Origin of the sequence: Nocardioides sp. N13(2025), assembly GCF_051912545.1 — a bacterium.
Taxonomy (GTDB): domain Bacteria; phylum Actinomycetota; class Actinomycetes; order Propionibacteriales; family Nocardioidaceae; genus Nocardioides.
This window is the reverse complement of sequence record NZ_CP196809.1, coordinates 19,037-42,781: the sequence shown is the minus strand read 5'-3', so window position 1 is coordinate 42,781 and position 23,745 is coordinate 19,037. Positions and strand designations below refer to the sequence as shown.

The following is a 23,745-nucleotide window of genomic DNA, read 5'->3' as shown; positions in this document are numbered from 1 at the left end:
TCAGGCGTTGTCGTACGCCTCGACGCGGACGCCGTGCGCGACGGTCCAGAGCACCGCCTGGCTGCGTGTCTGGGCACCGATCTTGCGGTAGGCGCCGCGGATGTAGGACTTCACCGAGTTGACGCTCAGCCCCAGGTCGCGGGCGATCTCGTAGTTGGAGCTGCCCATCGCGATGTGGGCGAGGGTCTCCCGCTCGCGGGCCGTCAGGCTGCCCTGCTCGAGGCCGCGCAGGGTGTCGTCACTGGGCACGCGGCCGAGGGAGGGCGCGACGACGCGATTGCCCAGGTGGATGTCGAGGAGCGCCTCGGTGAGCTGCGCGGAGCTGAGGCTCTTGGCGAGGTACCCGGAGATCCCGTTGGTGACGATGCTGTCGAGGAAGGCCGGGTGGTGGTTCCACGTGTAGACGGCCACCCGACGGACGTGGGGGTCGCGGACCGCGCGCTCGAGGGACGAGTCGTCGACGGCCGTGCCGAAGGTCTCGACGAGCAGGATGTCGATGGGCTTCTGGAGGCGGTCCTTGACGGCCACCAGCTGGAAGCGGCCATTGGACGCGCGGAACATGCTGTCGAGGCCACGCTTGACGAGCTCGTCGGCGCCCAGGAGCGCCACGCGGACGGTCATGCTGGGACTGGCATCTGGTCTCGCCTCACGGTCGCTGGAGATGGCCCGCCACCGCCGACCACCGACGCTCCCTCGGACCGCCGCGGTCAATGTAGGACACGGCGCGGCCGCTCACCGGCTTCCACGGGTGTCCGACACCAGACACGATCACGAATCTTTCGCGATTCCACCTGTTCAGGTGGTCTTCCCCTCGCTGGACTCAGGTCTCGCCGCCGATGTCGAGCTCGTAGGCCTCGAAGAGCAGGTCCGAGCCTCGTTGCCGGTGACGGACGAGTCGACCGAGGAGCGCGGTGCCGAGGCCGCGGACGCGCTCGGGGTCCGTGACGCCGTCGGGTCCTGCCACCCGGCCCATCAGCTTCTCGAGCTGGTCGCCGATCAGCCCGTGGTCACGCGTCAGACCGGCGACGGCGTCGGCCAGCCGCGGTGCCGTCGTCTGCACGTCGCGGTAGAGCCCGGTGGGACCCTCGGTGAGGTCGACGTGCTCGCGCAGGTCGCCCGCGAGCTCCAGCAGGGCGGCATGCACGCGGCCGGACCACCGCGCGCGGTCGGCAGACGCCGGGGCGGCGAGGGCGGCCTCGAGCGCGCTCATCGAGTCGCGCAGCTCTGCCCGGTGCCGCCGCAGCTCCTCCAGCAACGCCTGGTCCGAGGTGGGGTTCACGTCCATCCGTCCCTCCCGCGCCCGTAGGTCACGTCCGGCCTCCAGTGTCCCGCGTCCGCGCCCGTCTGGCGATGCCCGTTCGTAGACTCGACGCATGCCCGGCCTCCAGCACAGCGTCACCATCGCGGCCGACCCCCAGCGCATCTGGGAGGTGCTCGTCGACGTCGAGCGATGGCCCGAGCGGATCCCGACGGTCGACACCGTGGAGCGACTCGACCCGGGCCCGTTGGCCGTCGGCTCCCGCACCCGCCTGCAGCAGCCGCGGCTGCCCACCGCGGTGTGGACGGTAACCGACCTGGTCGACGGGTCGTCCTTCACCTGGGAGTCGGCCTCGCCCGGCGTCACCGTCACCGCCACCCACGACGTCGAGGCGCACCCCGACGGAGGCCGGCTCACCCTCGCCGTGGCGGTCTCGGGACCCCTCTCCCGGGTCGGCTGGCTGATGACACGCAAGCTCACCCGGCAGTACGTCGAGACGGAGGCGGCCTCGATCACGCGGGCCGCCGAGAGGCCGGTTACGTAGCGCGCTCGACCCGGTCTGCCAGGCCCACGAACGCTGCCACGGCTTCGAGGTCCCCAGCGTCCTGAGGGATCGTGCCGGCCAAGCCCTCCGAACAGACGATGACGGCAAGCCACTGCGCCCGTGAGATCGCCACGTTGAGTCGCCGAGGGTCCAGCAGGAAGTCGGCGGACCGCGGCGTCAGGTCCAGTCGGGAGCTCGCCATGGACAGGAGGACCACGGGCGCCTCCTGACCCTGGAAGCGGTCGACGGTCCCGACCCGCACGTGGGAGAGGCCGGCGGCCGCGAGCCTGTCGCGGATCAGGTTCACCTGCGCGTTGAAGGCGGCGACGACCAGGAAGTCGCCCTCCTTCAACCCCACTGCGTAGTCGTACCTCGCCGGATCGGACCACTTGGCACCGAGGAGGGCCTTGATCCGCCGAACCACCTCATCGGCCTCCTCGGGACTCGCCGCCCCGTTGTCGGCGTGCTCGACCTCGACCCGGAGAACGCCGGGATCGATGGCCTTGAGGCGGCGCAGTGTGGCCGCTTCGTGCGACCTCAGCCTGCCGTCGTACGAGAGCGCAGAGACGCGCGCGCACAGGGCCGGGCCCATGCGATAGGACTCGGGCAGGAAGTATCCGAAGGCGCCGGGCAGCACGGAGGATCCTTGGGTCAGCCAGTCCAGGGGCGAGGCGTCCACAGGCTCGTCATGGACGCCCTCACTCACGCCGGGCAGCTGCTGGGGGTCCCCCAGCAGCAGCAGGTTGCGGCTCGCACGGGCGGCAGCCATCGTCTGGGCCAGCGACAGCTGCCCGGCCTCCTCGACCACGAGGAGATCGAGACTTCGAGCCGCAAGCATCGGGTTCGAGAACGTCCACACCGTCCCGCCCACCAGAAGTCCCTCCGTGCTCGCCCGGACATAGGAGGGGATGTCCTTGACCGCCTTCCACCCGCCCGAGGGGCGGACGCCTTTGCGCGGACTCTTAACGGCCAGCTCCGGGTCCAGGCCGTGCTTGATCGCCGTCTGGAGGAAGTGCTCCACCGCGGCGTGCGACTGCGCCACGACCCCCACCTTCCAGCCGTCGTGCACGAGTCGACGCACGACCGTGGCACCCAACCGGGTCTTGCCTGTGCCCGGCGGGCCCTGCACAGCAACGAAGGAGTCGTCCAGGTCCTGGAGCGCCGTGAGCAGGTCGGTGCTCGGGTTTGCCGACCTCGGCATGGCAAGACCACTCGTGAGTCGCGGTGGACGGCGCGCCAGCACGTCCACCATGGCGGACCTCGGCAGCACGTCCGTCGCCTGGACCAGGCTTGCGAGGTCGTGGACAGCGCGGAACTGGTAGAAGTCATCCGGTGGCTGGCGCGGAACCAGGGCGATCGGTTGGAGCGCGCGCGGCTCCCACTCGTCCACCGGCTGGTCGAAGGACACGCGGAGCAGTCCCTCGCCGTCGCGCTCGACGTCCCGCAGGGTGCATGCACCGAGCTCCGCGTTCACAGGCCGGGTCACCCCTGGCTGACCCCTTCGGCGGCCGACGGCGCGCATCGGCCCCGGCCGCACCCGGGAGTTCCCATGATCCGGCGACCACGCCTCGAGGCCTCTCGTGAGGGTCCTGTGGCCCGGCAACACACTCGGCTCCCGGACGACGACGGGCGGCTCCACGAAGGCGAGCACGTCCGGGTCATCGCTCCAGACACTCGGCGGGTGGTGCATCCAGCGCTGTTCTCGTCCGACGAACTCAGCGCGCTCGCGCTCGAAGTAGCCGAGAGCCGACGCCAGGAGGGCACAGACCTCCTCCTCGGCGGAGCGGTCGTGGGGCGCCCCTCCGCGCTCCCTCAGGGTGCGCGCGAGCTCGTGCGTGGCGGTGTCCTCGAACGGCGGGACCACCACCCCTGCCCCACTCGCCGCCTGAGCCTTCTCCAGCACCCGGGCTCGCAGCTCGAGAGTCTCGAGGCATGCTGCCTTGGCCGAAGCGACCACCTGCTCGCGCAGGCTCGCGGCTGCTGGTCCGTCTCCCAACCGCTGGGCGACGAACGCAGCGGCCGCCAGCGCAGGGTCGACACCCCGACCGGGCGCGGCGCCCAGATCGATGGCCGCGTCGTCGAGGTCGATGAGCACCCGCCCGCTCCGGCCACCCAGCAAGCTCGCCAGCACATGTCCGGCTTCCGGCTCGACAGCGGTCGTGCGGAGCAGGTGGCGAACCGCGCCAGTGCCGCGGTGGAACACGTGCATCGTCTTGTCGTGGGCCAGTGCCCTTCGGATGTCGTCCAGGAGCTCCAGCGCGTGGTTCACCTGCTGCGACCGGTCCTGTCCCCACCAGACCTTGCACTGAGGCTCGGACGAGCCTGGAGGACTGAGGCAGGAAACGACGAGCACGTGTGCCTGACCAGACCCGAGCTCGGGCTGAAGTCGCTCGACGTGGAGGAACATGTCGCCTGGCCGTGCGGCGGGAAAGCGCGTGACAGCAGGCTGGCCCGCCGTTCGGAGCTGTTCGGCGACGTCCGGCGCTTCCCCGTCTCCGGAGTCAGCGCATACCTCGCACCTGCGTCCGCGTCGAGCGGTCCGGTCGGGATCGTGCGCCGATGGCCGGTCGCCTGCGAGCCCCACCCCCGCCAGGACGTCTTCGACGTGACGCCTGCGGCGATCCAGGATCGCGTCGAGGCGCCGCCGGCGCCAGCGGCGCTGCTCTCCCCCGGAACCCACGAGAGCGACGTACGGCGCGACCTCGTGCCCGACTCGCTCGAGCTCACTGCCGAGCGCAGCCAGGGTGACGGCGGCATGCCCCGGCGCGATGGCGGACAGGCGCGAATCCGCGAGGACCCAGCCGTCCTCCGACCTGATCATCAGGTCCGCCACGCCCCGGAAGCGGCCAGCCTCGAACGCGGCACCCGCCACGACCGGCTCCTCGGCTGCCATGGCCATGCTCGTCGCGTCCACCGCCCGAGCGAAAGTGGCCAGGTCGATCGGGCTGGCCGCCAGGGCCGAGGGCGTACCCCTGCCACCAGCGAGGTCCCTGGTGATCTTGCTGAGGACCATCGAGGCATGGCTGCGCAACAGACTGGTCACGTCGTGCCCCCACGCACCCGCGAGGTCCTCCACCGGATCGACCCATAGGCCTGAGCGGCGTGCGAGGCGGGTCGTCAGGTGGTGGTCACAGTCCTGGTGCATGAGCAGGTCGACAGGTGTCCAGTACGGACCCGCGTCGGGCACGTCGATCAACTGGCCCACCTTTGCCGAGACGCTTGAGCCGGATCGCTCACCCGCTCGACCCTAGTAGGCGTCATCTCGATCTGGAACGACTCTGGTGCGACTGCTCGCGCCCTAGCATGGGTGCGTGATCGGCTCATTCCTCAGCTGGCTGTTCAGCGAACCGATGATCAAGAAGCTGCCTGTCAAGCCGAAGACCGTGGCCCACGGCCCCTGCGGGTGCGAGACGAAGACGCAGTGGATCAACGTCGGCGTGGACTTCTGGCGGTGCATGGACTGCGGGCTCGGCGCGTCCAGGGCGCACCTCCGCGACATCGAGGAGACCCCCGGGACTGCGTGACGTCAGGTGGCCAGCAGGCCGACCACGCTCCTGACCTGCGCGCTCGATTGCGCCCGGCGTGACGACCGCTCGTAGAATCGCTCCCGCAGAGGGTTTCACGCGTCTTGGAGGTGGGTTCGGCGCGTCGTTCTGACGCACCCGAAGGACCATCCCGTGAGCCCACTCGCCTCCTACCGCCGACTTCTCCACCTGGCCGGACCGACGTACGTCCTCGTGGCGTTCGTGGGTCGGCTCCCCCTCGCGATGAGCCAGCTCGGCACGCTCCTGCTGGTCGCCACGTCCACCGGCAGCTACGGTCTCGGCGGCCTGAGCGCCGGCGCACTGGCCGTCGCGAACGCCGTCGGCGCTCCCGTGGCCGGCACGCTCGCGGACCGGGTCGGCCAGCGACCCGTCGTGCTCGTGCAGTCGCTGCTCGGTGCCGCGGGCCTGGCGCTCCTCGTCGCCGTCGTCCACGTCGGTGCCGCCGACGCGCTGGTGGTCCTCACCGCCGCTGCCACCGGACTCGCCCTGCCGCAGGTCGGCCCGCTGGCACGGGTGCGATGGCGACCGCTGACCCGCACCACCGGCGCGCACCAGCGTCGGCTGGTCGACGCGGCGTTCTCCTACGAGGGGGCGGCCGACGAGGCCTCCTTCGCCATCGGTCCCGCGCTGATCGGCCTGTCCGTCGCCGCCTTCTCCCCTGCGGGCGCCCTGCTGCTCGCGGCCCTGTTGCTCGCCGTCTTCGGATCCGCCTTCGCCCTCGACCCGTCCGCCCGCCTCGCCCACGCGGCGCACCGCCCGGTGTCGACCGGCCGCCTGCTGGGGGCCGCGTTCGTCGTGCTCGTGGTGGCGCAGGTGTCCATCGGCATGCTCTTCGGCGCGACGCAGACCGGCTCCACGGTGCTCGCCACCGACGCGGGCAGCCCCGGTCTTGCCGGGTTCATCCACGCCGCCCTCGGCGTCGGCAGCGCACTGGCCGGCCTCGCCACGGCCTTCGTCCCCGAGCGCATCGGGCACGAACGCCGCGCCCTCGTCGCGTCGTGGGCGCTGCTGGTCCTCGCCCTGCCCCTGCTGGTCGTGGAGTCTCCCCTCGGTGCCGCCGCGACCGTCCTGGTGCTCGGCGTCGCCGTGGCGCCGTACATGATCGCGGTCTTCTCGCTCGCCGAGCGCGTCGTGCCGCCCGCCCGGGTCGGCGCGGCCATGACCTTGCTGGCCAGTGCGACCGGCGTCGGGTACGCCGTCGGCTCCAGCCTCGCCGGGCGACTCGCCGACGCCTCGGGTGCCACCGCGGCCTTCGGCGTCACCATCGGCGCCACCGTGCTCGCCGTGCTGCTCATGAGCTCGCAGCAGGGCCGGCTGCGCGCGGCGGTGGTGGAGCCGGTGCTCGACGGTCCGGGCGTGGAATCTGCTGTCGAGGTCGGGCCGACGACCTGATCCGCCGCGGCCGAGAGCGCGTCGTCGTCAGCGCTCGTCCTCGAAGACGACGTGCCCGGCCGGCAGCAGCGAGCCGTCGTACGCGGTCATCGAGACGTCCTCCAGGACACTGCGCACCCGGTCACGCTGCGACTCGTCGCACTCGATGCGGACGCAGTCGGTCATGCCGACGCGATCGTGCGCCGAGTTGAAACCCGCCAGGGCGAGGGCGGTCTCCAAGGTCACGGGATCCATCCCGTTCGGTATCGCGTAGGCGATGGTGTGCGTGCGCGGGTCCCTCATGTGCGCCTCGCGCTTCGACTCCTCGCGGACCCAGTTGCGCAGGAAGAGGCTGATGGCGATGCTTCCGCCCACCACGAGGACCACCAGAAGCAGGATTGCTGGTGCCATGACTCCTCCTCGGTCGCGGGTTGTGGCTATGTCTCGACGATGCGCGCCGTGGGCGGCACCGCGACAGAGCCACCTGTCACCTGGTCGGGGGTCTCCAGTCCCGGTCGTCGACAGAGCCACCACCGCACCGCGCCATCACCGCCGCGCACAGCATCCGAACCCTTGGAAAGCAAGAACCCGAGCCACTCCGTCTAGGAGGACCCGGGCTCTTGCGCGGCTGAGCCGCCTGTCGGAATCGAACCGACGACCTAGTCATTACGAGTGACTCGCTCTACCGACTGAGCTAAGGCGGCGCGGCCTGCCGAGGAGTGCTCGGTGGACCGCGGGCGAGTATACGGAGCGCGCGGGCCCGGACTGAAATCAGGGTGTGGGTCGCACCGGCTATGTTCGACTGCGACCGCACACCTCACTCCAGGAGGCACGATGCCCACTCGCTCAGCACGCACTGCTTGGACCGGCGGACTGCAGGACGGATCAGGCCAGGTCGAGCTCACCAGCTCCGGACTCGGGACCTACGACGTCAGCTTCCCCAAGCGCGCAGCCGAGGACGCCAACGGCAGCACCAGCCCCGAGGAGCTCGTGGCGGCGGCCCACTCCGCCTGCTACGCGATGTCGCTGTCCAAGCTCGCGACCGACGCCGGCGGCACCGTGCACGCGCTCGACGTCTCCGCCGACGTGACGCTCGGCCCCGACAACGAGGCCGGTGGCGTGAAGCTGACCGGCATCAAGCTCACCGTCCGAGGTGAGGTCGAGGGGATCGACGACGCCGCGTTCAAGGAAGCGGCCGCGCAGGCCAAGGTCGGCTGCCCGATCAGCAAGGCGCTGACCGGGGTGGAGATCACGCTGGACGCAGCGCTCGAGGGCTGACCTCCCGGGCCTCGCGCTGCAGCTCGGCGAGCCGTGTCCGCAGCGCGGGGTCCCGCATCACCTCGGCGACCGTCGGACAGTCCTGCGGTCCCGTCGCGCCCGGCACGCACAAGGTGCAGAAGTCTCCGGGGCGCAGGGGGCACCGGGCGGCCACCGTCGTCATGCTTCGACGCTAGGCGGCCGGCGTCCCGAGCCGCAGGGCCGAAGGTCCCGGATCCGTCATCCGAATCCACACCTATGCGTGCTGGTTCGCATGACGGACGGCGGAAGCGGAGGCGGGACCGACCTCAGCACTGCGTGCCGTCGGCGGGTACCGCCCCGTCGAGCAGGAAGTCCTCCACGATCGAGTCGATGCACGCGTTGCCGGAGTTGTACGCCGTGTGGCCGTCGCCGTCGCGCTCGACGAGCACCCCGGAGTCGAGCTGCGCGGCCAGGGCCTCGGCCCACTTCATGGGCGTCGCCGGGTCGCGGGTGGTGCCGAGCACCAGGATCGGGGCGGCACCCTCGCCTCGGATGTCGAGCGGCTTCTCGCTGGACTTCACCGCGACGCCCCGGCAGCCCGTCATCCCCCACGCGAAGATCCGGCCGAAGGTCGGCGACGCCGCCTCGAAGTCCGCGAAGAGCGAGGGCACCTTCCTGAAGGGAACCGACGCCGGGTCGTCGAGGCAGTTGACGGCGTAGTTGGCCTCCATCGAGTTGTCGGCGTAGGACCCGTCGGGGTTGCGCGAGGCGTAGGCGTCGGACAGCGACATCAGCGCCGAGCCCTTGCCCTCGAGCGCCGAGGCGAGCGCCGCGCTCAGCAGGTACCAGTAGTCGCGGTTGTAGAGCGGCGTGACGATCCCGTAGAACGCGTTGCCGACCGTCAGCTCGCGCTCCCCCGCCGGCAGCGGCTCCTCCTCGATCGAGGCAAGCAGGTCACTGATGGTGGCGAGGCCCTCGTCGACGGTGTCGCCGAGGAAGCAGTTGTCGGTGGTGTCGAGGCAGTTCTGCACGTAGGCGCGCAGCGCGGTCTCGAACCCCGCGGCCTGGTCGATCGCCGCCGACCTGGGGTCCAGGGCGACGTCGACCGCCCCGTCGAGCACGAGGCGACCGACCTGCTCGGGGAAGAGCTCGGCGTAGGTCGCGCCGAGCTTGGTGCCGTACGACGCCCCGAGGTAGGAGAGCTTCTCCTCGCCGAGCGCCGACCGCAGGACGTCCATGTCGCGCGCCGCCTCGATCGTGGTGACGTGCCCGAGCAGGGCGCCGGTGTTGGCCCGGCACGCGTCGCCGTAGGACAGGACCGCGGCCTTGTAGGCCGCGACCTCGTCGGGGGTGTCCGGGGTCGGGTCCTCCGCGAGGTAGCCGTCGAGCTCGACGTCGCTCAGGCAGTCGACGGGCGCCGAACGCCCCACGCCACGGGGGTCGAAGCCCACGATGTCGAAGCCCTGCAACAGCGGGTCGCGGAAGACCCGCGCGGCCGCGGCGGCGTACGACGTGCCGGGGGCGCCGGGGCCGCCCGGGTTCACCACCAGGGAGCCGACGCGGGCGCCCGTTGCCGGGACCCGCAGCAGGGCCAGCTCGATGGTGTCTCCCTGCGGGTCGCGGTAGTCGATCGGCACGGTGAGGGTGCCGCAGTCCTGGTCACCGTTGGTCTCGCAGGGCTGCCAGTCGATGCGCTGGGAGTAGAAGTCCGCCAGCGCGGACCTCGGCGGCTGCGTCACCGACGACGGGGGCGGCGTGGTCGGCGACGGGGTCGGACGCACGGTGGGGGTCGTGCCGGACCCGCCGCCCTGCAGCGCGAGCCCGACCGTGACGAAGGCCGTCAGCGCGAGCGCGAACACCGCGACCAGCGCGAGGACCTTCTTCACTGCCGACCTCCGGGCAGCCGCAGCGCAACCGCCATGGACTCGAGCGCCAGCTGCGGCGGCACGTTGAACTCCAGCATCTGCTCGCGCGCGGCGAAGATCGCGTCGATCATCCGCAGCAGCTCCTCGGGCGAGGCCGCCCGGGCCACGACGGCGACGTCGCCGCGCAGCTCCTCGTTGACCAGCATGCCGGGCGCCCCGACGGCGACCGCGATGGCGTCGCGGTAGACCGAGACCAGGTCCATCAACGCCCGGTCGATGACGTCGAGCACGCGTCGCTTGGCCTTCTGCTTCTGCAGCTTCTCCAGGTCGGAGAGGGCCGCGCGGTAGGCCCGCGAGGTGGTGTCCTTGCGCTCGGAGCCGAAGATCGACTGGAGCTGGCGGAGCTCGCGCTCCTCGGCCTCGGCGGTGATCGCCTCGGTCTCCTCCTTGGCCAGGTCGTTGAGGTTGGTCGCCGCGGTCATGCAGCTGCCGATGCTCGTCATCCGGGCCGGCAGCGAGACGACCTCGCGCCGTCGGGTGCGGGTGCCCTCGTCGACGCAGAGGGCCCGGGCCCGGCCGATGTGGCCCTGGCTGGCGCGGGCCGCGAAGGACGCCACCGTCGCGTCGATCCCGGAGCGGGTGAGGAAGTCGGTGATCTGCTGACCGGTGGGTGTCGCCAGCGTGACGTGCCGCGAGCGCGAGGCGATCGTCGGCAGCACGTCGGCACGCGTCGGCGCGCAGAGCAGCCAGACCGTGCGCGGGGTGGGCTCCTCGATGGCCTTGAGCAGGGCGTTGCCGGTGCGGGGGTTCTCCGGCGTGCCGAGGCGGTCGGCGTCCTCGATCACCACGATCTGCCACCGGCCGACGGCTGGGAACTTGCCGGCCGCGAGCACGAGGTCGCGCATGTCGTTGACGTAGAGCACCGACGTCTCCGACTTGACCCACTTGATGTCGGGGTGCGAGCCGCTGATGCCGAGGCGGCAGGCCTCGCACTCGCCGCAGCCCGTGCGGCTCTCGCACTGCAGGGCGGCGGCGAACGCGCGCGCCACGTTGGACCGGCCCGACCCGGGCGGCCCGGTGAACAGCCACGCGTGGGTCATCCCCTCGCCGGAAGCGGCAGCTCGGAGCGTCTCGATCACGGGCTTCTGGCCCACGAGGTCGTCCCAGACGCTCATCGCTGCTCCAGCAGCGGCGCGACCCGCTCGCGGATGGACGCGGCGATGTCGTCGATGCCCGCGCGGGCATCCAGCACCACGTAGTGGTCCGGGTCGGCGGCGGCGAGCTCGAGGAACCCCTGCCGGACGCGCTGGTGGAACTCCAGCGACTGCCCCTCGATCCGGTCGCGCTCGGTGAAGCGGTCCAGGCCCGCCTCCGGCTCCAGGTCGAGTACGACGGTGAGGTGCGGGCGCAGGTCGCCGGTGGCCCACCGGGCGACGGACTCCACCTCGCCGACGTCCAGCGTGCGGCCGGCGCCCTGGTAGGCCAGGGTCGAGTCGACGTAGCGGTCGGTGATCACCACCTCGCCCCGCGCGAGCGCGGGCAGCACGACGTGGTCGACGTGCTCGGCCTTGTCGGCGGCGTAGAGCAGCGCCTCGGTGCGGTCGGACAGCTCACCGGTCGCCGGGTCGAGCACGATCCGCCGCAGCTCCTTGCCGACGCCCGTGTCGCCGGGCTCGAACGTGAGCAGCACGGTGTGGCCACGCTCCACCAGCCAGTCGCGCAGCAGCCGCGACTGGGTGGACTTGCCGGCCCCCTCGCCGCCCTCGAAGCAGACGAAGAGTCCGTGCTCTGAGAAGACTCCGGGGCTCACGTGGCACACCCTACGGGCGGGCGCCCACAGCGGCCCGGTCGCCGGCTGGGGGACGTGGCGTTCGTCCGGCCGCAGTGGTCGAATGGGTGGGTGACTACGCGGCTCCGCAGCATCGACGCGCTGCTCGCCGACGCGCGCGCCGGCCTGGTGCGGCTCACGCCCGAGGAGGCGCTGCGCGCGCAGGCCGACGGCGCCGTGCTCGTGGACATCCGCCCGGAGGCGGACCGCCGCGCGGAGGGCGCGATCCCCGGTGCGGTGGTCGTCGAGCGGACGGTGCTCGAGTGGCGGCTGGACCCGGCGTGCGAGGCGCGCCTGCCGTGGGCGTCGTACGACCTCCACGTCGTGGTGGTCTGCAACGAGGGCTACTCCTCGAGCCTGGCGGCCGCCACGCTGCAGCAGCTCGGCGTCGACCGCGCGACCGACCTCGTCGGCGGGTTCCGGGCGTGGAAGGCCGCCGGGCTGCCGGTCGCGTGACCGGCAGCCTCAGGACTTCTTGGCGGCGGTCTTCTTGGCAGCGGTCTTCTTGGCTGCGGTCTTCTTGGCTGCCGTCTTCTTCGCGGGAGCCTTCTTCGCGCCCTTCTTGGCCGCCTTCTTGGCCGGACCGCGCTCGCGACGCTCGGCGAGCAGCTCGGCCGCGCGCTCGAGGGTGATCGACTCGACGGTGTCGTCCTTGCGGAGGGTGGCGTTGTACTCGCCGTCGGTGACGTACTCGCCGAAGCGACCGGCCTTCACGATGACCGGCTGACCCGAGACCGGGTCGTTGCCGAGCTCCTTGAGCGGCGGAGTGGCCGCACCACGACCACGCTGCTTGGGCTGGGCGTAGATGGCCTTGGCCTGGTCGAGCGTGATGTCGAAGATCTGGTCCTCGCTGGTCAGCGAGCGCGAGTCGGTGCCCTTCTTGAGGTAGGGCCCGTAGCGACCGTTCTGCGCGGTGATCTCGGTGCCGTCCTCGTCGGTGCCGACGACGCGGGGCAGGTCGAGCAGCTTGACCGCGTCCTCGAGCGAGACGGTGTCGAGGGTCATCGACTTGAAGAGCGAGCCGGTGCGCGGCTTGGCGCTCTTGGGCGCGTCCTCGGGCAGCAGCTCGGTGACGTAGGGGCCGAAGCGACCGTTCTTGGCGACGATCTGGAGGCCGGTGTCGGGGTGGTTGCCGATCACCTGCTCCTCGCCGGCCGGGTTGGCCAGCAGCTCCTTGGCCTTGGCCACGGTCAGCTCGTCGGGCGGCAGGTCGTCGGGCACGTTGGCGCGCACCGGCGCAGCGTCGCCACCGTCTGGGCCCGGGCCCTCGACGTACGGGCCGTAGCGGCCGACGCGGAGGTCGATGCCCTCGCCGATCGGGAAGGTGGCCATCTCCTTGGCGTCGATCTCACCGAGGTCGGTGACCAGCGTCTTGAGCCCGACCACGTCGCCGGAGCCGTAGTAGAACTCGCCGAGCTCGGTCGAGCGGTCGCGGTGGCCGTTGGCGATCTCGTCGAGGACGTCCTCCATCGAGGCGGTGAACTCGTAGGACACCTGCCGCGGGAAGTGCTCCTCCAGCAGCCGGATCACCGAGAACGCCAGCCAGGCGGGCACCAGCGCGGTGCCCTTCTTGTAGACGTAGCCGCGGTTGAGGATCGTGCCGATGATCGAGGCGTAGGTCGACGGGCGGCCGATCTCGCGGTCCTCGAGCTCCTTGATCAGCGTCGCCTCGGTGTAGCGCGCCGGCGGCTTGGTCTCGTGGCCCTCAGGGGTCAGCGTCGCGGCGGACACCGCGGCACCCTGGGTGAGGTTGGGCAGGCGGGTCTCGGCGTCGTCGCGGCGCTTGGACGCATCGTCGATGTCCTCGACGTAGGCCTTGAGGAAGCCGTGGAAGGTGATCGTGCGACCGCTCGCGCTGAAGACCACGTCGCGGCCGTCGGCGGCGGGACCGCCGATGCGGATCGTCACCGAGTTGCCGGTGGCGTCCTTCATCTGCGAGGCGACGGTGCGCATCCAGATCAGCTCGTAGAGGCGGAACTGCTCGCCGGACAGGCCGGTCTGGGCGGGCGTGCGGAACGACTCGCCGGCCGGGCGGATCGCCTCGTGCGCCTCCTGGGCGTTCTTGACCTTGGAGGCGTAGGTGCGCGGCGAGTCGGGGAGGTACTCGGCGCCGTAGAGCTCGCGCACCTGGTCGCGCGCCGCACCGACGGCAGCACCCGACAGGGTGGTGGAGTCGGTACGCATGTAGGTGATGAAGCCGTTCTCGTAGAGCCGCTGCGCGACCGACATCGTCACGCTCGCGCTCATGCCGAGCTTGCGGCTCGCCTCCTGCTGCAGCGTGGTGGTGCGGAAGGGGGCGTACGGCGAGCGGCGGTAGGGCTTGGACTCGACCGAGCGCACGTCGTACGTCGTGTCGCTGAGGCCGATGGCCAGCGTCTCGGCGTCGGCGCGGGAGAGGTGGACGCGCTCCCCCTTGCCCTTCAGCACGCCGGTGTTGTCGAAGTCGGAGCCGCGGGCGACGCGCACCCCGTCGATGCTGTGGAGCTTGGCGGGGAACATCCGCGGGTCGTGGCCGGTGCCGGCGTCGAACGTCGCGTCGAGGTCCCAGTAGGAGGCGACCTTGAACTTCATCCGCTCGCGCTCGCGGTCGACGACCAGGCGGGTGGCCACCGACTGCACGCGGCCGGCGGAGAGGCCGGACATGACCTTCTTCCACAGCACGGGCGAGACCTCGTAGCCGTAGAGGCGGTCGAGGATGCGGCGCGCCTCCTGGGCCTCGACGAGGTCGTCGTTGATGTCGCGGGGGTTCTCGACGGCGGCGAGGATCGCGGGCTTGGTGATCTCGTGGAAGACCATCCGGTGGACCGGCAGGCCCTTCGGCGGCTTCAGCTCGTCGAGCAGGTGCCAGGCGATGGCCTCGCCCTCGCGGTCCTCATCGGTGGCGAGGTAAAGGGCGTCGGCCTCCTTGAGCAGCTTCTTCAGCTTGGAGATGTGGCTCTTCTTGTCGCGTGGCACGACGTAGTAGGGCTCGAAGCCGTTGTCGACGTCGACGGCCAGGCGGCCCCAGGGCTTGTCCTTGATCTTGGCCGGAGTGTCCGCGGCGTTGTTGGGCAGGTCGCGGATGTGACCGATCGAGGACTCGACGACGTAGTCCTTGCCGAGGTAGCCGCCGATGGTGCGGGCCTTGGCCGGGGACTCGACGATGACGAGCTTTGCCACTTCAGATTGCTCCTTTGTTGCTGCCGAGATGTTGCTCAGCGCCGCAACGGTAGCGCCACATCCCGATATCTCCACCCCAGGAGGCGACCGGTGTGGACCGTCGACCCTGTCCACATCCGCTGGGGATCGGGTCTGGACCGGCCCGGTCTCCGTCCACAGACCGACCGCGCAGCCCGCTGTCCACAGGGTCTCGGCGGACACCGCAGGAGCTGTCGGAGGGGCGCCCGAGCGTGGTGACACACCCACCACCGAGGAGGAACAGTGCTCGACCACCGCTACTACGACGACCTGCTCTGGCGAGAGCCCCGCGAACGGCTCGCCGACGGGGGCAGGCTCAGCCACCTCGTCTTCGTGGACGGTCGACTCGTCGACGCGTGGAGCGAGCGGGTGGAGGACAGTGCGTACGACGACGTCGCCCGGCGCCACGACGAGGACCTGCGGTCCCAGGTGGTCCAGAGCCCTCCCGCACCGCCCCGGCACGCGCAAGCGCTGGCGTGGCTCGACGAGGTTGCCGGCAGCCGTGAGGCGTTGCTGGCGATGACCGCCTCACCCGTCGCGCTGCCGCGCCTGGGCGACCACCTCGACCCCGTGGACGACGAGCCGTGGCTGGTCACCGACGAGCTGCTCACCGACGTGCGCGAGTCGCTGCTCACGACCGACCTGGCGGCCCCGCTGCGGGAGTGCCTGCTGCTGGTGCGCGAGCGGCTGCCCGAGCTCGCCGACCGGATGACGCCCGCCCGGCTCGCGGCGGGCATCGTGTGGGTCGTCGGGAAGGCCAACGCGGCGATCGGTCCCGAGGGGCCGGTCACCCAAGCCAGGGTCGCCGACCACCTTGGCACGACCGCCCTCAACAGTGCCGGCAACCAGGTGCTCGGCCACGTCCGCCGGCTCGGCTGGCCGGTTCGACGCCCGTGGGACTGCGAGGCCCCCGCCCTGCTGGCCGTCGGGCGGGTGGAGCTGCTGTCCGCGTCGGTGCGACGCGACCTCGTCGAGCTGCGCGACCGGTCCCTGGCGGAGGAGGCCCGGCTCGCACCCTCGGAGGTCAGCTGACCTCGAGGAACCCCTCGCCGACGAGCTCGCGCACCACCGGGAGGTAGGTCTCGCGCAGCTCGGCCTCGTCCCGCTCGAGCAGCGCAGCGAGCGCGCCGAGGAGCTGGCCGACGGTGAGGTCGCCGTCGCACGCGCCGAGGAAGGCCGCCTCGACCGTGTCGGCGGTGCGGGCCCGCCGGAAGCCGCGCTGCTGGCGCAGCACGATCGCCTCGGGGTCCTCGGCTCCGGGGCGGCCCACGGTCTCCTGCTGGACGTCCTCGCGGGCACGCAGCGTGGTGGCGAGCAGCTGGTGGTCGGTGAGGCCGCGCAGGTCGGCGACCGCCTCGCCCCACGCGTGGATCGCCGCCCCGATCGGCTGCTCGACGTCGTACGGCCACTCGATGAGCTCGTGCCTCCCGGGGTGACCGTGCCCGCCGAGGCGGACGTTGATCCAGCCGAAGCCGACGCCCACGATGCCGGTCTCCTCCAGCCACGACAACCACGTGTCGTAGCGCTGGACGTAGTCCGGCCCGCCGTGGTGCCCGCTGTCCTTCAGCCACAGCTCGACGTACGCCGCCGGGTCGAGGGTCTCGCGCTGCACCACCAGCGCGTCGCAGTCCTCGCGCAGCCACGAGCCGATCCGCTCGTCCCACGGCCGGCCCTCGACGATCGCCCAGTTGGCCAGCACCTGGAGCCAGCCGCCGTCGGTGAGGTGGTCCGGGCCGGTGCGGACGATGTGCTCGACGACCCGGTCGCCCGGCAGGCCGGAGTCGCGGTAGACGAGTCGCTCGCCCGTCGCCGGCGAGATGACGAAGGGCGGGTTGGTCGCGATCAGGTCGAAGCGCTCCCCCGCCACCGGCTCGAAGAACGAGCCGTCGCGGACGTCGACCTGCGCGCCGTTGAGCGCGGCGTTGAGGCGCGTCATCCAGAGCGCTCGCGCGTTGACGTCGGTGGCGACCACGTGGTCGGCGTGGGCCGCGAGGTGCAACGCCTGCACGCCGCAGCCGGTGCCCAGGTCGAGGGCACGTCCGACCGGCTCCCGCATGGTCAGCTGCGCCAGGCTGGTCGAGGCGCTCGAGATGCCGAGCACGTGGTCGGGACCGACCGCCACCGGCGCCCCGTCCAGCCCTGGCGTCAGGTCGGAGACGACCCACAGGTCGCGGTCCGCGCCGGCCTCGGAGGTGGCGTAGGGGCGGCAGTCCGTCCGAGCCGCCACCTCGCTCACGCTCTGCCCCAGCAGCCCGGCGTTGCACAGCTCGTCGACGAGTCCGGGCAGGGCCCGGTCGGCCGCGTCCCGGCCGACCGTGGCCTGGAGCAGGAAGAGCCGGATCAAGGTGTCGAGCGGCCCGCCCGACGTCGTACGCCGCAGGGCGGGGAGGGTCTCGTTGCGCCCGAGCGCGCGGTGCGCCTCCTCGCCGATCGCCTCGGCGACGCGGTCGTAGGTGAAGCCGGCCGCGAGCAGCGCGTCACGCAGGCGCGCGGTGAAGTCCAGGTCCGAGGGCATGGCGCCAGCCTCCCAGACCGCCGCTCCCGCCCGTCGTGCACGGCCGTCCGACCGCCCGGTGTGAGGATGGCCGGATGCTCGAGCGACCCCCGGACGTGACCGACGACGAGGTGCTCGCGGTCGTCCGCCGGCACTGGGAGCCGCGGGCCGACGCGGTGAAGCACCTGGCCGTCGGCTGGGGTGCGCACCACTGGCGCGTGGAGGTGCAGGGCGAGCCCACGCTCTTCGCCACCCTCGACCCGGACCTGCCCCGCCACACGCAGGCGAGCCTGGAGGCGGCGTACGCCTCCGCGGCCGCGCTCGGCCTCGACTTCGTCTGGCCCTCGCTGCCCACCGCAGGCGGTGCCTTCACGGTGCCGGTCGGTGCCCGCACCGCCAGCGTGACGAGGTGGTTGGACGGACGGCGTCCGGACGAGTCGGTCGCCGAGCTGCCCGACCTCCTCGCGGAGCTGCACCGCACGCCCGCGCCGAGCACGGCTCGCAGATGGGCGACCGAGATCGACCCCGCCCTGCCGGTCCTCCTGCGCGAGCTGCTGCAACGACCGTGGGACGGACCGCTGGGGTCCAGCGCCCGCGAGCTCCTGGTCGAGCACCTCACCGCCGTCGGCGGATGGGCCCGCGAGCACGCACGGCTGCTCGACCTGGCCGACCCGGCGACGTACGTCGTCACGCACGGCGAGCCCCACGTGCGCAACCAGTGGCTGGCGCGGGGCCGGACGTGGCTCATCGACTGGGAGTCGCTGGTGCTGGCACCGCGCGAGCGCGACCTGGCCACGCTGGTGCACGAGGGACGGGACGTCGACCACGACCCGCAGATGGTGCGGCTCTTCGACCTCGAGTGGCGCCTCTCGGAGATCTGGTCGTTCGCCCAGTGGCTCCAGGGGCCGCACACCGGGGACACCGACGACCACACCGCGCTGGGCGGGCTCACCGAGGAGCTGACCCGGGCCCACTTCGGCGAGCGCTGACACCCAAGCCTCCATACCCAAGCTGGAGCCTCACCCCCGAAGTTTCGGGCGTGAGGCTCCAGCTTCCCCGGGTACCCGGGGATCACAACGGGTCAGGCGTGGTGCGGGGCGAACGACGACGAGCCGGTGTTGTCACCGTCGTCGGCGATCACGACCTCGCGTCGCTTGGAGACCACCACCGCGACGACCACGATCGCGACCGCCACGAGGGCGATGACGATGCGGAGCGCGTCGTTCTGGTCGTCGCCGACACTCATCGAGACCACGGCGCTGGCGATGAGCAGCGAGACCAGGTTCATCACCTTGATGAGCGGGTTGATCGCCGGGCCGGCGGTGTCCTTGAACGGGTCACCGACCGTGTCACCGATGACGGTCGCGGCGTGGGCCTCGGAGCCCTTGCCGCCGTGGTGGCCGTCCTCGACGAGCTTCTTGGCGTTGTCCCAGGCGCCGCCGGCGTTGGCCAGGAAGACCGCCATCAGGGTGCCCGCACCGATCGCTCCGGCGAGGAAGCCGGCCAGCGAGGTCACGCCGAGGCCGAAGCCCACGGCCACCGGAGCCATCACGGCCAGGATGCCGGGCGTGATCAGCTCGCGCAGCGAGTCGCGCGTGACGATGTCGACGACCTTGCCGTACTCCGGACGACCGGTGCCCTCCATGATCCCGGGGATGTCGCGGAACTGGCGGCGCACCTCCATCACGACGGCGCCGGCAGCGCGGGCGACCGCGTTGATGGCGAGGCCGGAGAAGAGGAACACGACCGCCGCGCCGAGCAGCACGCCGACCAGGACGCCGGGGTTGAAGACGGTGAAGTCGAGCGGGTCGCTGGCCCCGGACTCGAGGTAGGCCTCGGTGACCGAGGTGGCGTAGGAGCCGAAGAGCGCGGTCGCGGCGAGCACTGCCGTGGCGATCGCGATGCCCTTGGTGATGGCCTTGGTGGTGTTGCCGACGGCGTCGAGCTCGGTGAGGATCTGCGCGCCGTGCTCGCTGACGTCGCCCGACATCTCGGCGATGCCCTGGGCGTTGTCGGAGACCGGGCCGAAGGTGTCCATCGCGACGATGACGCCGACCGTGGTCAGCAGGCCGCAGCCGGCGAGCGCGACGGCGAACAGCGAGACCGTGAGGGTCGCGCCGCCGAGCAGGAAGCCGCCGAAGACGGCCGCGCCGATCACGAGCGTGGTGTAGACCGCCGACTCGAAGCCGACCGAGAGCCCGGACAGGATCACCGTCGCCGGTCCGGTGAGGGAGGTCTTGGCGACGTCCTTGACCGGGCGGTACTCGGTGCCGGTGTAGTAGCCGGTGAGCGCGAGGATGCCGGCGGCCATCACGATGCCGATCACGACGGCGAGCGACGCGATCAGCCGCGGGTCACCCTCGGCGGTCGCCATGTCGATGCCCGTGATGTTGGTGAACTCGCCGAACGAGCCCGGCAGGTAGACGTAGGACAGGATCACCGAGGCCAAGGCACCGACGCCCGCGGAGATGTAGAACGCGCGGTTGATGGTCGTCAGGCCGCTCTCGTCGGCCCTGGGCTTGGTGATGAAGACGCCGAGCACCGCCGTGAGCGCGCCGATCGCGGGGATCAGCAGCGGGAAGACGAGGCCCTTGTCACCGAAGGCGGCCGCGCCGAGGATCAGCGCGGCGACCAGCGTGACGGCGTACGACTCGAAGAGGTCGGCGGCCATGCCGGCGCAGTCGCCGACGTTGTCGCCCACGTTGTCGGCGATGGTGGCGGCGTTGCGCGGGTCGTCCTCGGGGATGCCCTGCTCGACCTTGCCGACCAGGTCGGCGCCGACGTCGGCGGCCTTGGTGAAGATGCCGCCACCGACACGCATGAACATGGCGAGGAGGGCGGCACCGAAGCCGAAGCCCTCGAGCACGTGGGGGGCCTCGTCCTTGAAGAGGAGGACGACGACGCTGGCGCCGAGCAGGCCGAGGCCGACGGTCGCCATGCCGACGAAGGCGCCGGTGCGGAAGCCGATCACCATGGCGGGGTCGCGGCCCTCGGTCTCGGCGGCGGCGGCGACGCGCAGGTTGGCGCGCACGGCCAGGCTCATGCCGAGGTAGCCGATGGCGGCGGAGAAGCCAGCGCCGACCAGGAAGAAGATGGAGCGGCCGATGCGAACCGAGATGTCGTCAGCCGGCAGTGCGAACAGGACCACGAACGCCACCGCGGCGAAGATCCCGAGAGTGCGGAACTGCCGCGTCAGGTAGGCGTTGGCGCCCTCCTGCACGGCCTGGGCGATCGTCTTCATGTTGTCGGTGCCCTCGCCGGCGGCCAACACCTGGGACCTGAACATCGCGGCCATCCCGAGCGCGCCGAGCGCGATCAGGGCGACGACGACGACCAGGATCAGGTTGCCACCTTCGAGCTCCGGCTTCACGACCGCGGGCAAGATCCCCGTCATGCGTGTCCTCCTAGGACTGGAACAGATCCGATGTCGCGCCGGAGTCTACGCAGAGGTGACCCAGATCACGGGGCAGGGTGACCCACGCCACACCGGTGCACGCGTGCCTACGCGACAAACCCCTCCAGACCAGGTCCGGAGGGGTGCGACGAGCGGGCGCGTCAGGCGCCGGGAGCGAGGCCGACGGCGTCGTGGATGACGAACACCTTGGCCAGGCCGGTGATCCGGAAGATCTTGAGCAGGCGCTCCTGCGTGCAGACCAGGTCCAGCGAGCCGTCGTGGGCGCGGACCTTCTTCAGGCCACCGACGAGCACGCCGAGGCCCGTGGAGTCGAGGAACTCGACGGCCTCGAGGTCGATGATGATGTCGTAGGTGCCGGCACCCACGAGGTCGGTGATGCAGTCACGCAGCTTGGGCGCGGTGTAGACGTCGATCTCGCCGCCGACGGCCACGATGGCGCGCCCATCCACCTCGCGTGTGGCAAGGGTGAGATCCACAACTGCTCCCCGGTCCCCGAATGCTCGGACAGTACGAGTGCGGGGCACACCACGTGCCCCCTTGATCGTTCCGGGTGGTATCAAACCACGAGTCACGAGGGTTGCGCATGAGTCCTCAACACTTCACCCACTCCGTGCCCCCTCCGTGCCCCCTCTGTCGGTGTCCGAAGCGTTTGCCAGACTCGGTCCGTGAGTCCCCACCGCCCCGATGTGCTGCCTCCCGTGGAGGCGCTGGTCCGGCGGCTGACGGGCGTCCCCGGGCGTGAGGACCGGCTCCAGCACCTCGAGGTGCTCCCTGCCCGTGAGCCGGTGCACGAGAACTGGCCGGCGTGGGTGCCCGACGACGTGCGCGGCGCCTTCGCCGCGCAGGGCGTGGCCCGGCCCTGGCGCCACCAGGTGGTCGCGGCGGACGCCGCCCACGCGGGCGACCACGTGATCGTGGCGACCGGGACGGCGTCGGGGAAGTCGCTGGCCTACCAGCTCCCGGCCCTGTCCGCGATCCGGACTGCCCGGGGCTCGCGCGGCGAGCGCGGTGCCTCGGTGCTCTACCTCGCGCCCACCAAGGCACTCGCCCACGACCAGCTCGCGGGCCTGGCGTCGCTGCACCTCGACGTACGCCTCGCCGCCCACGACGGCGACAGCTCACGGGAGGAGCGCGACTGGACGCGCGACTTCGGGGAGTACGTCCTCACCAATCCCGACATGCTCCACCGCTCGCTGCTCCCCTCCCACCACCGGTGGGCGCGCTTCCTCGGCTCGCTGCAGTACGTCGTGGTCGACGAGTGCCACCACTACCGCGGCGTCTTCGGCGCGCACGTCTCCCACGTGCTGCGCCGGTTGCGGCGGGTGTGCGCGATGTACGGCGCGCACCCGACGTTCGTGCTCGCCTCCGCGACCGTCGCGCAGCCCGAGGTGACGGCGTCGCGGCTGACCGGCCTCGACGTGGTGGCGCTGACGCGCGACGACTCGCCGCGCGGCCGGGTGTCGCTGCTGTTGTGGGAGCCGCCGTTCACCTCCCACGCGGGCGAGAACGGCGCCCCCGTACGCCGTGCCGCGTCGTCCGAGGTGGCGGACCTGCTGGCCGACCTCGTGGCCGAGGACGTGCGGACGCTCGCCTTCATCCGCTCCCGCCGCGGCGCCGAGCAGGTGGCGCTGACGGCCGCGGACCTGCTGGCCGAGGTCGACCCGTCCCTGCCCGGCAGGGTCGCCGCCTACCGCGGTGGCTACCTGCCCGAGGAGCGCCGGGCGCTGGAGGCCGCGCTCCGCCGCGGTGACCTCGTCGGCCTGGCCGCGACCAACGCGCTCGAGCTCGGGATCGACATCAGCGGCCTCGACGCCGTGCTGATCGCCGGCTTCCCCGGCACCCGAGCGGCCTTCTGGCAGCAGGTCGGACGGGCGGGCCGCGGCGCGCAGGACGCGCTGGGCATCCTGGTCGCCAAGGACGACCCGCTCGACACCTACCTCGTCACCCACCCGGAGATGCTGATCGGGGCGCCGGTCGAGGCGTCGGTCTTCGACCCGTCCAACCCGCACGTCATGGGACCCCACCTGTGCGCGGCCGCGCAGGAGTCGCCACTGGTCGAGGCCGACCTGCCGCTCTTCGGCCCCACCGCGCGGGAGGTCGTCGACGAGCTCACCACGCTCGGCCTCCTGCGGCGGCGCCCGCGCGGCTGGTTCTGGACCGACCGCGGCCGGGCCGCCGACCTCGCCGACATCCGGTCCGCCGGCGGGTCGCCGGTGCAGCTCATCGAGGCGGACACCGGCCGGGTGGTGGGCACGGTCGACGCCAGCGGTGCGCACAACCAGGCGCACCCCGGCGCGGTCTACGTCCACCAGGGCGAGACCTGGCTGGTCGAGGACCTCGACCTCGAGCACCACGTCGCGGTCATGCGGCGCGACGAGCCCGCCTACAGCACGACGGCCCGCGAGGTCACCGACATCACGATCGTCTCCACCCGCGAACGGCAGTCGTGGGGCGGCTGCGAGCTCTCACTGGGTGAGGTCGACGTCTCGCACCAGGTCGTGTCCTTCCTCAAGCGCCGCCAGCCGGGCGGCGAGGTGCTGTCCGAGGAGCCGCTCGACCTGCCGGAGCGCACGCTGCGCACGACCGCCGTGTGGTGGACGGTGCCTGACGACGTCGTGGCCGAGGCCGGTCTGGTGGCGCTCGACGTGCCGGGCGCCGCGCACGCCGCCGAGCACTGCTCGATCGGGCTGCTCCCCCTCTTCGCGACCTGCGACCGGTGGGACATCGGCGGGGTCTCCACGGCCCGCCACGCCGACACGGGAGTGCTGACCGTGTTCGTGTACGACGGCCATCCCGGGGGCGCCGGCTTCTCCGAGCGCGGCTTCCGCACCGCCCCCGAGTGGCTCGCGGCGACCCGCGAGGCCATCGCGAGCTGCGAGTGCGTGAGCGGCTGCCCGTCCTGCATCCAGTCGCCCAAGTGCGGCAACCAGAACAACCCGCTCGACAAGGCCGGAGCGATCCTCCTGCTCGACGCGCTGCTCGCCGGGGCGCCACGCGCTGGGTGAGGGG

20 protein-coding genes and 1 tRNA gene are annotated in these 23,745 nt (G+C 71.7%); 8 read left to right on the top strand and 13 right to left on the bottom strand.

The features are described from left to right. Both ACS3YM_RS00225 and ACS3YM_RS00220 read right to left on the bottom strand, forming a co-directional pair. Entirely contained in the window at positions 1 to 621 is a 621-nt protein-coding gene (locus ACS3YM_RS00225; RefSeq protein WP_439938042.1) for a response regulator transcription factor, read from the bottom strand. A gap of 199 nt (positions 622 to 820) precedes the next feature. After that, entirely contained in the window at positions 821 to 1,285 is a 465-nt protein-coding gene (locus tag ACS3YM_RS00220; protein WP_439938041.1) for a hypothetical protein, read from the bottom strand. Between the two features lie 88 nt (positions 1,286 to 1,373). Between ACS3YM_RS00220 and ACS3YM_RS00215 the strand changes: the two genes are divergently transcribed. Further along, positions 1,374 to 1,802, top strand: a complete 429-nt coding sequence (locus ACS3YM_RS00215; RefSeq protein ID WP_439938040.1) for an SRPBCC family protein — start codon at positions 1,374 to 1,376, stop codon at positions 1,800 to 1,802. Here the strand turns inward: ACS3YM_RS00215 and ACS3YM_RS00210 are convergent. Beyond that, positions 1,795 to 4,989, bottom strand: a complete 3,195-nt coding sequence (locus ACS3YM_RS00210) for an AAA domain-containing protein (RefSeq protein WP_439939931.1) — start codon at positions 4,987 to 4,989, stop codon at positions 1,795 to 1,797. The two genes, ACS3YM_RS00215 and ACS3YM_RS00210, sit on opposite strands and share 8 nt — an antisense overlap. 124 nt (positions 4,990 to 5,113) lie before the next feature. Here ACS3YM_RS00210 and ACS3YM_RS00205 point away from each other — a divergent pair, with 124 nt between their 5' ends. Continuing rightward, positions 5,114 to 5,326, top strand: a complete 213-nt coding sequence (locus ACS3YM_RS00205) for a hypothetical protein (protein ID WP_439938039.1) — start codon at positions 5,114 to 5,116, stop codon at positions 5,324 to 5,326. Positions 5,327 to 5,479: 153 nt separating this feature from the next. Then, positions 5,480 to 6,739 carry an MFS transporter gene (locus ACS3YM_RS00200; RefSeq protein ID WP_439938038.1) on the top strand — a complete coding sequence of 420 codons (1,260 nt, stop codon included), beginning with the start codon at positions 5,480 to 5,482 and terminating at the stop codon, positions 6,737 to 6,739. 27 nt (positions 6,740 to 6,766) lie between these two features. Here ACS3YM_RS00200 and ACS3YM_RS00195 read toward each other — a convergent pair whose 3' ends face one another. Both ACS3YM_RS00195 and ACS3YM_RS00190 read right to left on the bottom strand, forming a co-directional pair. Continuing rightward, positions 6,767 to 7,129, bottom strand: coding sequence for a hypothetical protein (locus ACS3YM_RS00195; RefSeq protein WP_439938036.1), 363 nt, complete (start codon positions 7,127 to 7,129; stop codon positions 6,767 to 6,769). A gap of 220 nt (positions 7,130 to 7,349) precedes the next feature. Beyond that, positions 7,350 to 7,422: transfer RNA gene (locus ACS3YM_RS00190), tRNA-Thr, on the bottom strand. Positions 7,423 to 7,552: 130 nt separating this feature from the next. Between ACS3YM_RS00190 and ACS3YM_RS00185 the strand changes: the two genes are divergently transcribed. Continuing rightward, on the top strand, positions 7,553 to 7,996 hold the full coding sequence (locus ACS3YM_RS00185) for an OsmC family peroxiredoxin (protein ID WP_439938035.1): 444 nt from the start codon (positions 7,553 to 7,555) through the stop codon (positions 7,994 to 7,996). Here the strand turns inward: ACS3YM_RS00185 and ACS3YM_RS00180 are convergent. The 4 genes from ACS3YM_RS00180 to tmk form a co-directional block, all read right to left on the bottom strand. Continuing rightward, positions 7,968 to 8,159: a DUF6767 domain-containing protein gene (locus ACS3YM_RS00180; protein ID WP_439938034.1), complete on the bottom strand. Its 192-nt coding sequence runs from the start codon at positions 8,157 to 8,159 to the stop codon at positions 7,968 to 7,970. The genes ACS3YM_RS00185 and ACS3YM_RS00180 overlap by 29 nt on opposite strands. Positions 8,160 to 8,283: 124 nt before the next feature. Beyond that, entirely contained in the window at positions 8,284 to 9,843 is a 1,560-nt protein-coding gene (locus ACS3YM_RS00175; RefSeq protein ID WP_439938033.1) for an alpha/beta hydrolase, read from the bottom strand. Further along, positions 9,840 to 10,997: a DNA polymerase III subunit delta' gene (locus ACS3YM_RS00170; protein WP_439938032.1), complete on the bottom strand. Its 1,158-nt coding sequence runs from the start codon at positions 10,995 to 10,997 to the stop codon at positions 9,840 to 9,842. Before ACS3YM_RS00170 ends, ACS3YM_RS00175 begins: the two co-directional genes overlap by 4 nt. Further along, complete coding sequence (gene tmk / locus ACS3YM_RS00165) at positions 10,994 to 11,632, bottom strand: dTMP kinase (RefSeq protein WP_439938031.1); 639 nt, start codon at positions 11,630 to 11,632, stop codon at positions 10,994 to 10,996. The genes ACS3YM_RS00170 and tmk overlap by 4 nt, the downstream gene beginning before the upstream one ends. Before the next feature lie 90 nt (positions 11,633 to 11,722). On the opposite strand from tmk, the gene ACS3YM_RS00160 reads away from it, so the two are divergent. Beyond that, on the top strand, positions 11,723 to 12,106 hold the full coding sequence (locus ACS3YM_RS00160; RefSeq protein ID WP_439938030.1) for a rhodanese-like domain-containing protein: 384 nt from the start codon (positions 11,723 to 11,725) through the stop codon (positions 12,104 to 12,106). 9 nt (positions 12,107 to 12,115) lie between these two features. On the opposite strand, the gene topA is transcribed toward ACS3YM_RS00160, so the two are convergent. Continuing rightward, on the bottom strand, positions 12,116 to 14,809 hold the full coding sequence (gene topA, locus ACS3YM_RS00155) for a type I DNA topoisomerase (RefSeq protein ID WP_439938029.1): 2,694 nt from the start codon (positions 14,807 to 14,809) through the stop codon (positions 12,116 to 12,118). 261 nt (positions 14,810 to 15,070) lie between these two features. On the opposite strand from topA, the gene ACS3YM_RS00150 reads away from it, so the two are divergent. After that, entirely contained in the window at positions 15,071 to 15,859 is a 789-nt protein-coding gene (locus ACS3YM_RS00150) for a hypothetical protein (protein WP_439938028.1), read from the top strand. Here the strand turns inward: ACS3YM_RS00150 and ACS3YM_RS00145 are convergent. Continuing rightward, positions 15,852 to 17,342, bottom strand: coding sequence for a DUF7059 domain-containing protein (locus ACS3YM_RS00145; protein ID WP_439938027.1), 1,491 nt, complete (start codon positions 17,340 to 17,342; stop codon positions 15,852 to 15,854). The genes ACS3YM_RS00150 and ACS3YM_RS00145 overlap by 8 nt on opposite strands. A gap of 74 nt (positions 17,343 to 17,416) precedes the next feature. Between ACS3YM_RS00145 and ACS3YM_RS00140 the strand changes: the two genes are divergently transcribed. Continuing rightward, positions 17,417 to 18,310, top strand: a complete 894-nt coding sequence (locus ACS3YM_RS00140) for a phosphotransferase family protein (RefSeq protein WP_439938026.1) — start codon at positions 17,417 to 17,419, stop codon at positions 18,308 to 18,310. A 92-nt stretch (positions 18,311 to 18,402) separates the two neighbouring features. On the opposite strand, the gene ACS3YM_RS00135 is transcribed toward ACS3YM_RS00140, so the two are convergent. Both ACS3YM_RS00135 and ACS3YM_RS00130 read right to left on the bottom strand, forming a co-directional pair. Next, entirely contained in the window at positions 18,403 to 20,715 is a 2,313-nt protein-coding gene (locus ACS3YM_RS00135) for a sodium-translocating pyrophosphatase (protein WP_439938025.1), read from the bottom strand. 161 nt (positions 20,716 to 20,876) lie between these two features. Beyond that, complete coding sequence (locus tag ACS3YM_RS00130) at positions 20,877 to 21,212, bottom strand: anti-sigma factor antagonist (protein WP_439938024.1); 336 nt, start codon at positions 21,210 to 21,212, stop codon at positions 20,877 to 20,879. 189 nt (positions 21,213 to 21,401) lie between these two features. On the opposite strand from ACS3YM_RS00130, the gene ACS3YM_RS00125 reads away from it, so the two are divergent. Further along, a complete protein-coding gene (locus ACS3YM_RS00125) occupies positions 21,402 to 23,741 on the top strand; it encodes a DEAD/DEAH box helicase (RefSeq protein WP_439938023.1) in 2,340 nt (779 codons plus the stop codon). Positions 23,742 to 23,745 lie beyond the last annotated feature (4 nt).

Bases quoted from the DNA above. Each gene is read 5' to 3' on its own strand.
- ACS3YM_RS00225 (WP_439938042.1), bottom strand. From the start codon at position 621: ATGACCGTCCGCGTGGCGCTCCTGGGCGCCGACGAGCTCGTCAAGCGT.
- ACS3YM_RS00220 (WP_439938041.1), bottom strand. From the start codon at position 1,285: ATGGACGTGAACCCCACCTCGGACCAGGCGTTGCTGGAGGAGCTGCGG.
- ACS3YM_RS00215 (WP_439938040.1), top strand. From the start codon at position 1,374: ATGCCCGGCCTCCAGCACAGCGTCACCATCGCGGCCGACCCCCAGCGC.
- ACS3YM_RS00195 (WP_439938036.1), bottom strand. From the start codon at position 7,129: ATGGCACCAGCAATCCTGCTTCTGGTGGTCCTCGTGGTGGGCGGAAGC.
- ACS3YM_RS00185 (WP_439938035.1), top strand. From the start codon at position 7,553: ATGCCCACTCGCTCAGCACGCACTGCTTGGACCGGCGGACTGCAGGAC.
- ACS3YM_RS00180 (WP_439938034.1), bottom strand. From the start codon at position 8,159: ATGACGACGGTGGCCGCCCGGTGCCCCCTGCGCCCCGGAGACTTCTGC.
- ACS3YM_RS00170 (WP_439938032.1), bottom strand. From the start codon at position 10,997: ATGAGCGTCTGGGACGACCTCGTGGGCCAGAAGCCCGTGATCGAGACG.
- ACS3YM_RS00145 (WP_439938027.1), bottom strand. From the start codon at position 17,342: ATGCCCTCGGACCTGGACTTCACCGCGCGCCTGCGTGACGCGCTGCTC.
- ACS3YM_RS00140 (WP_439938026.1), top strand. From the start codon at position 17,417: ATGCTCGAGCGACCCCCGGACGTGACCGACGACGAGGTGCTCGCGGTC.
- ACS3YM_RS00135 (WP_439938025.1), bottom strand. From the start codon at position 20,715: ATGACGGGGATCTTGCCCGCGGTCGTGAAGCCGGAGCTCGAAGGTGGC.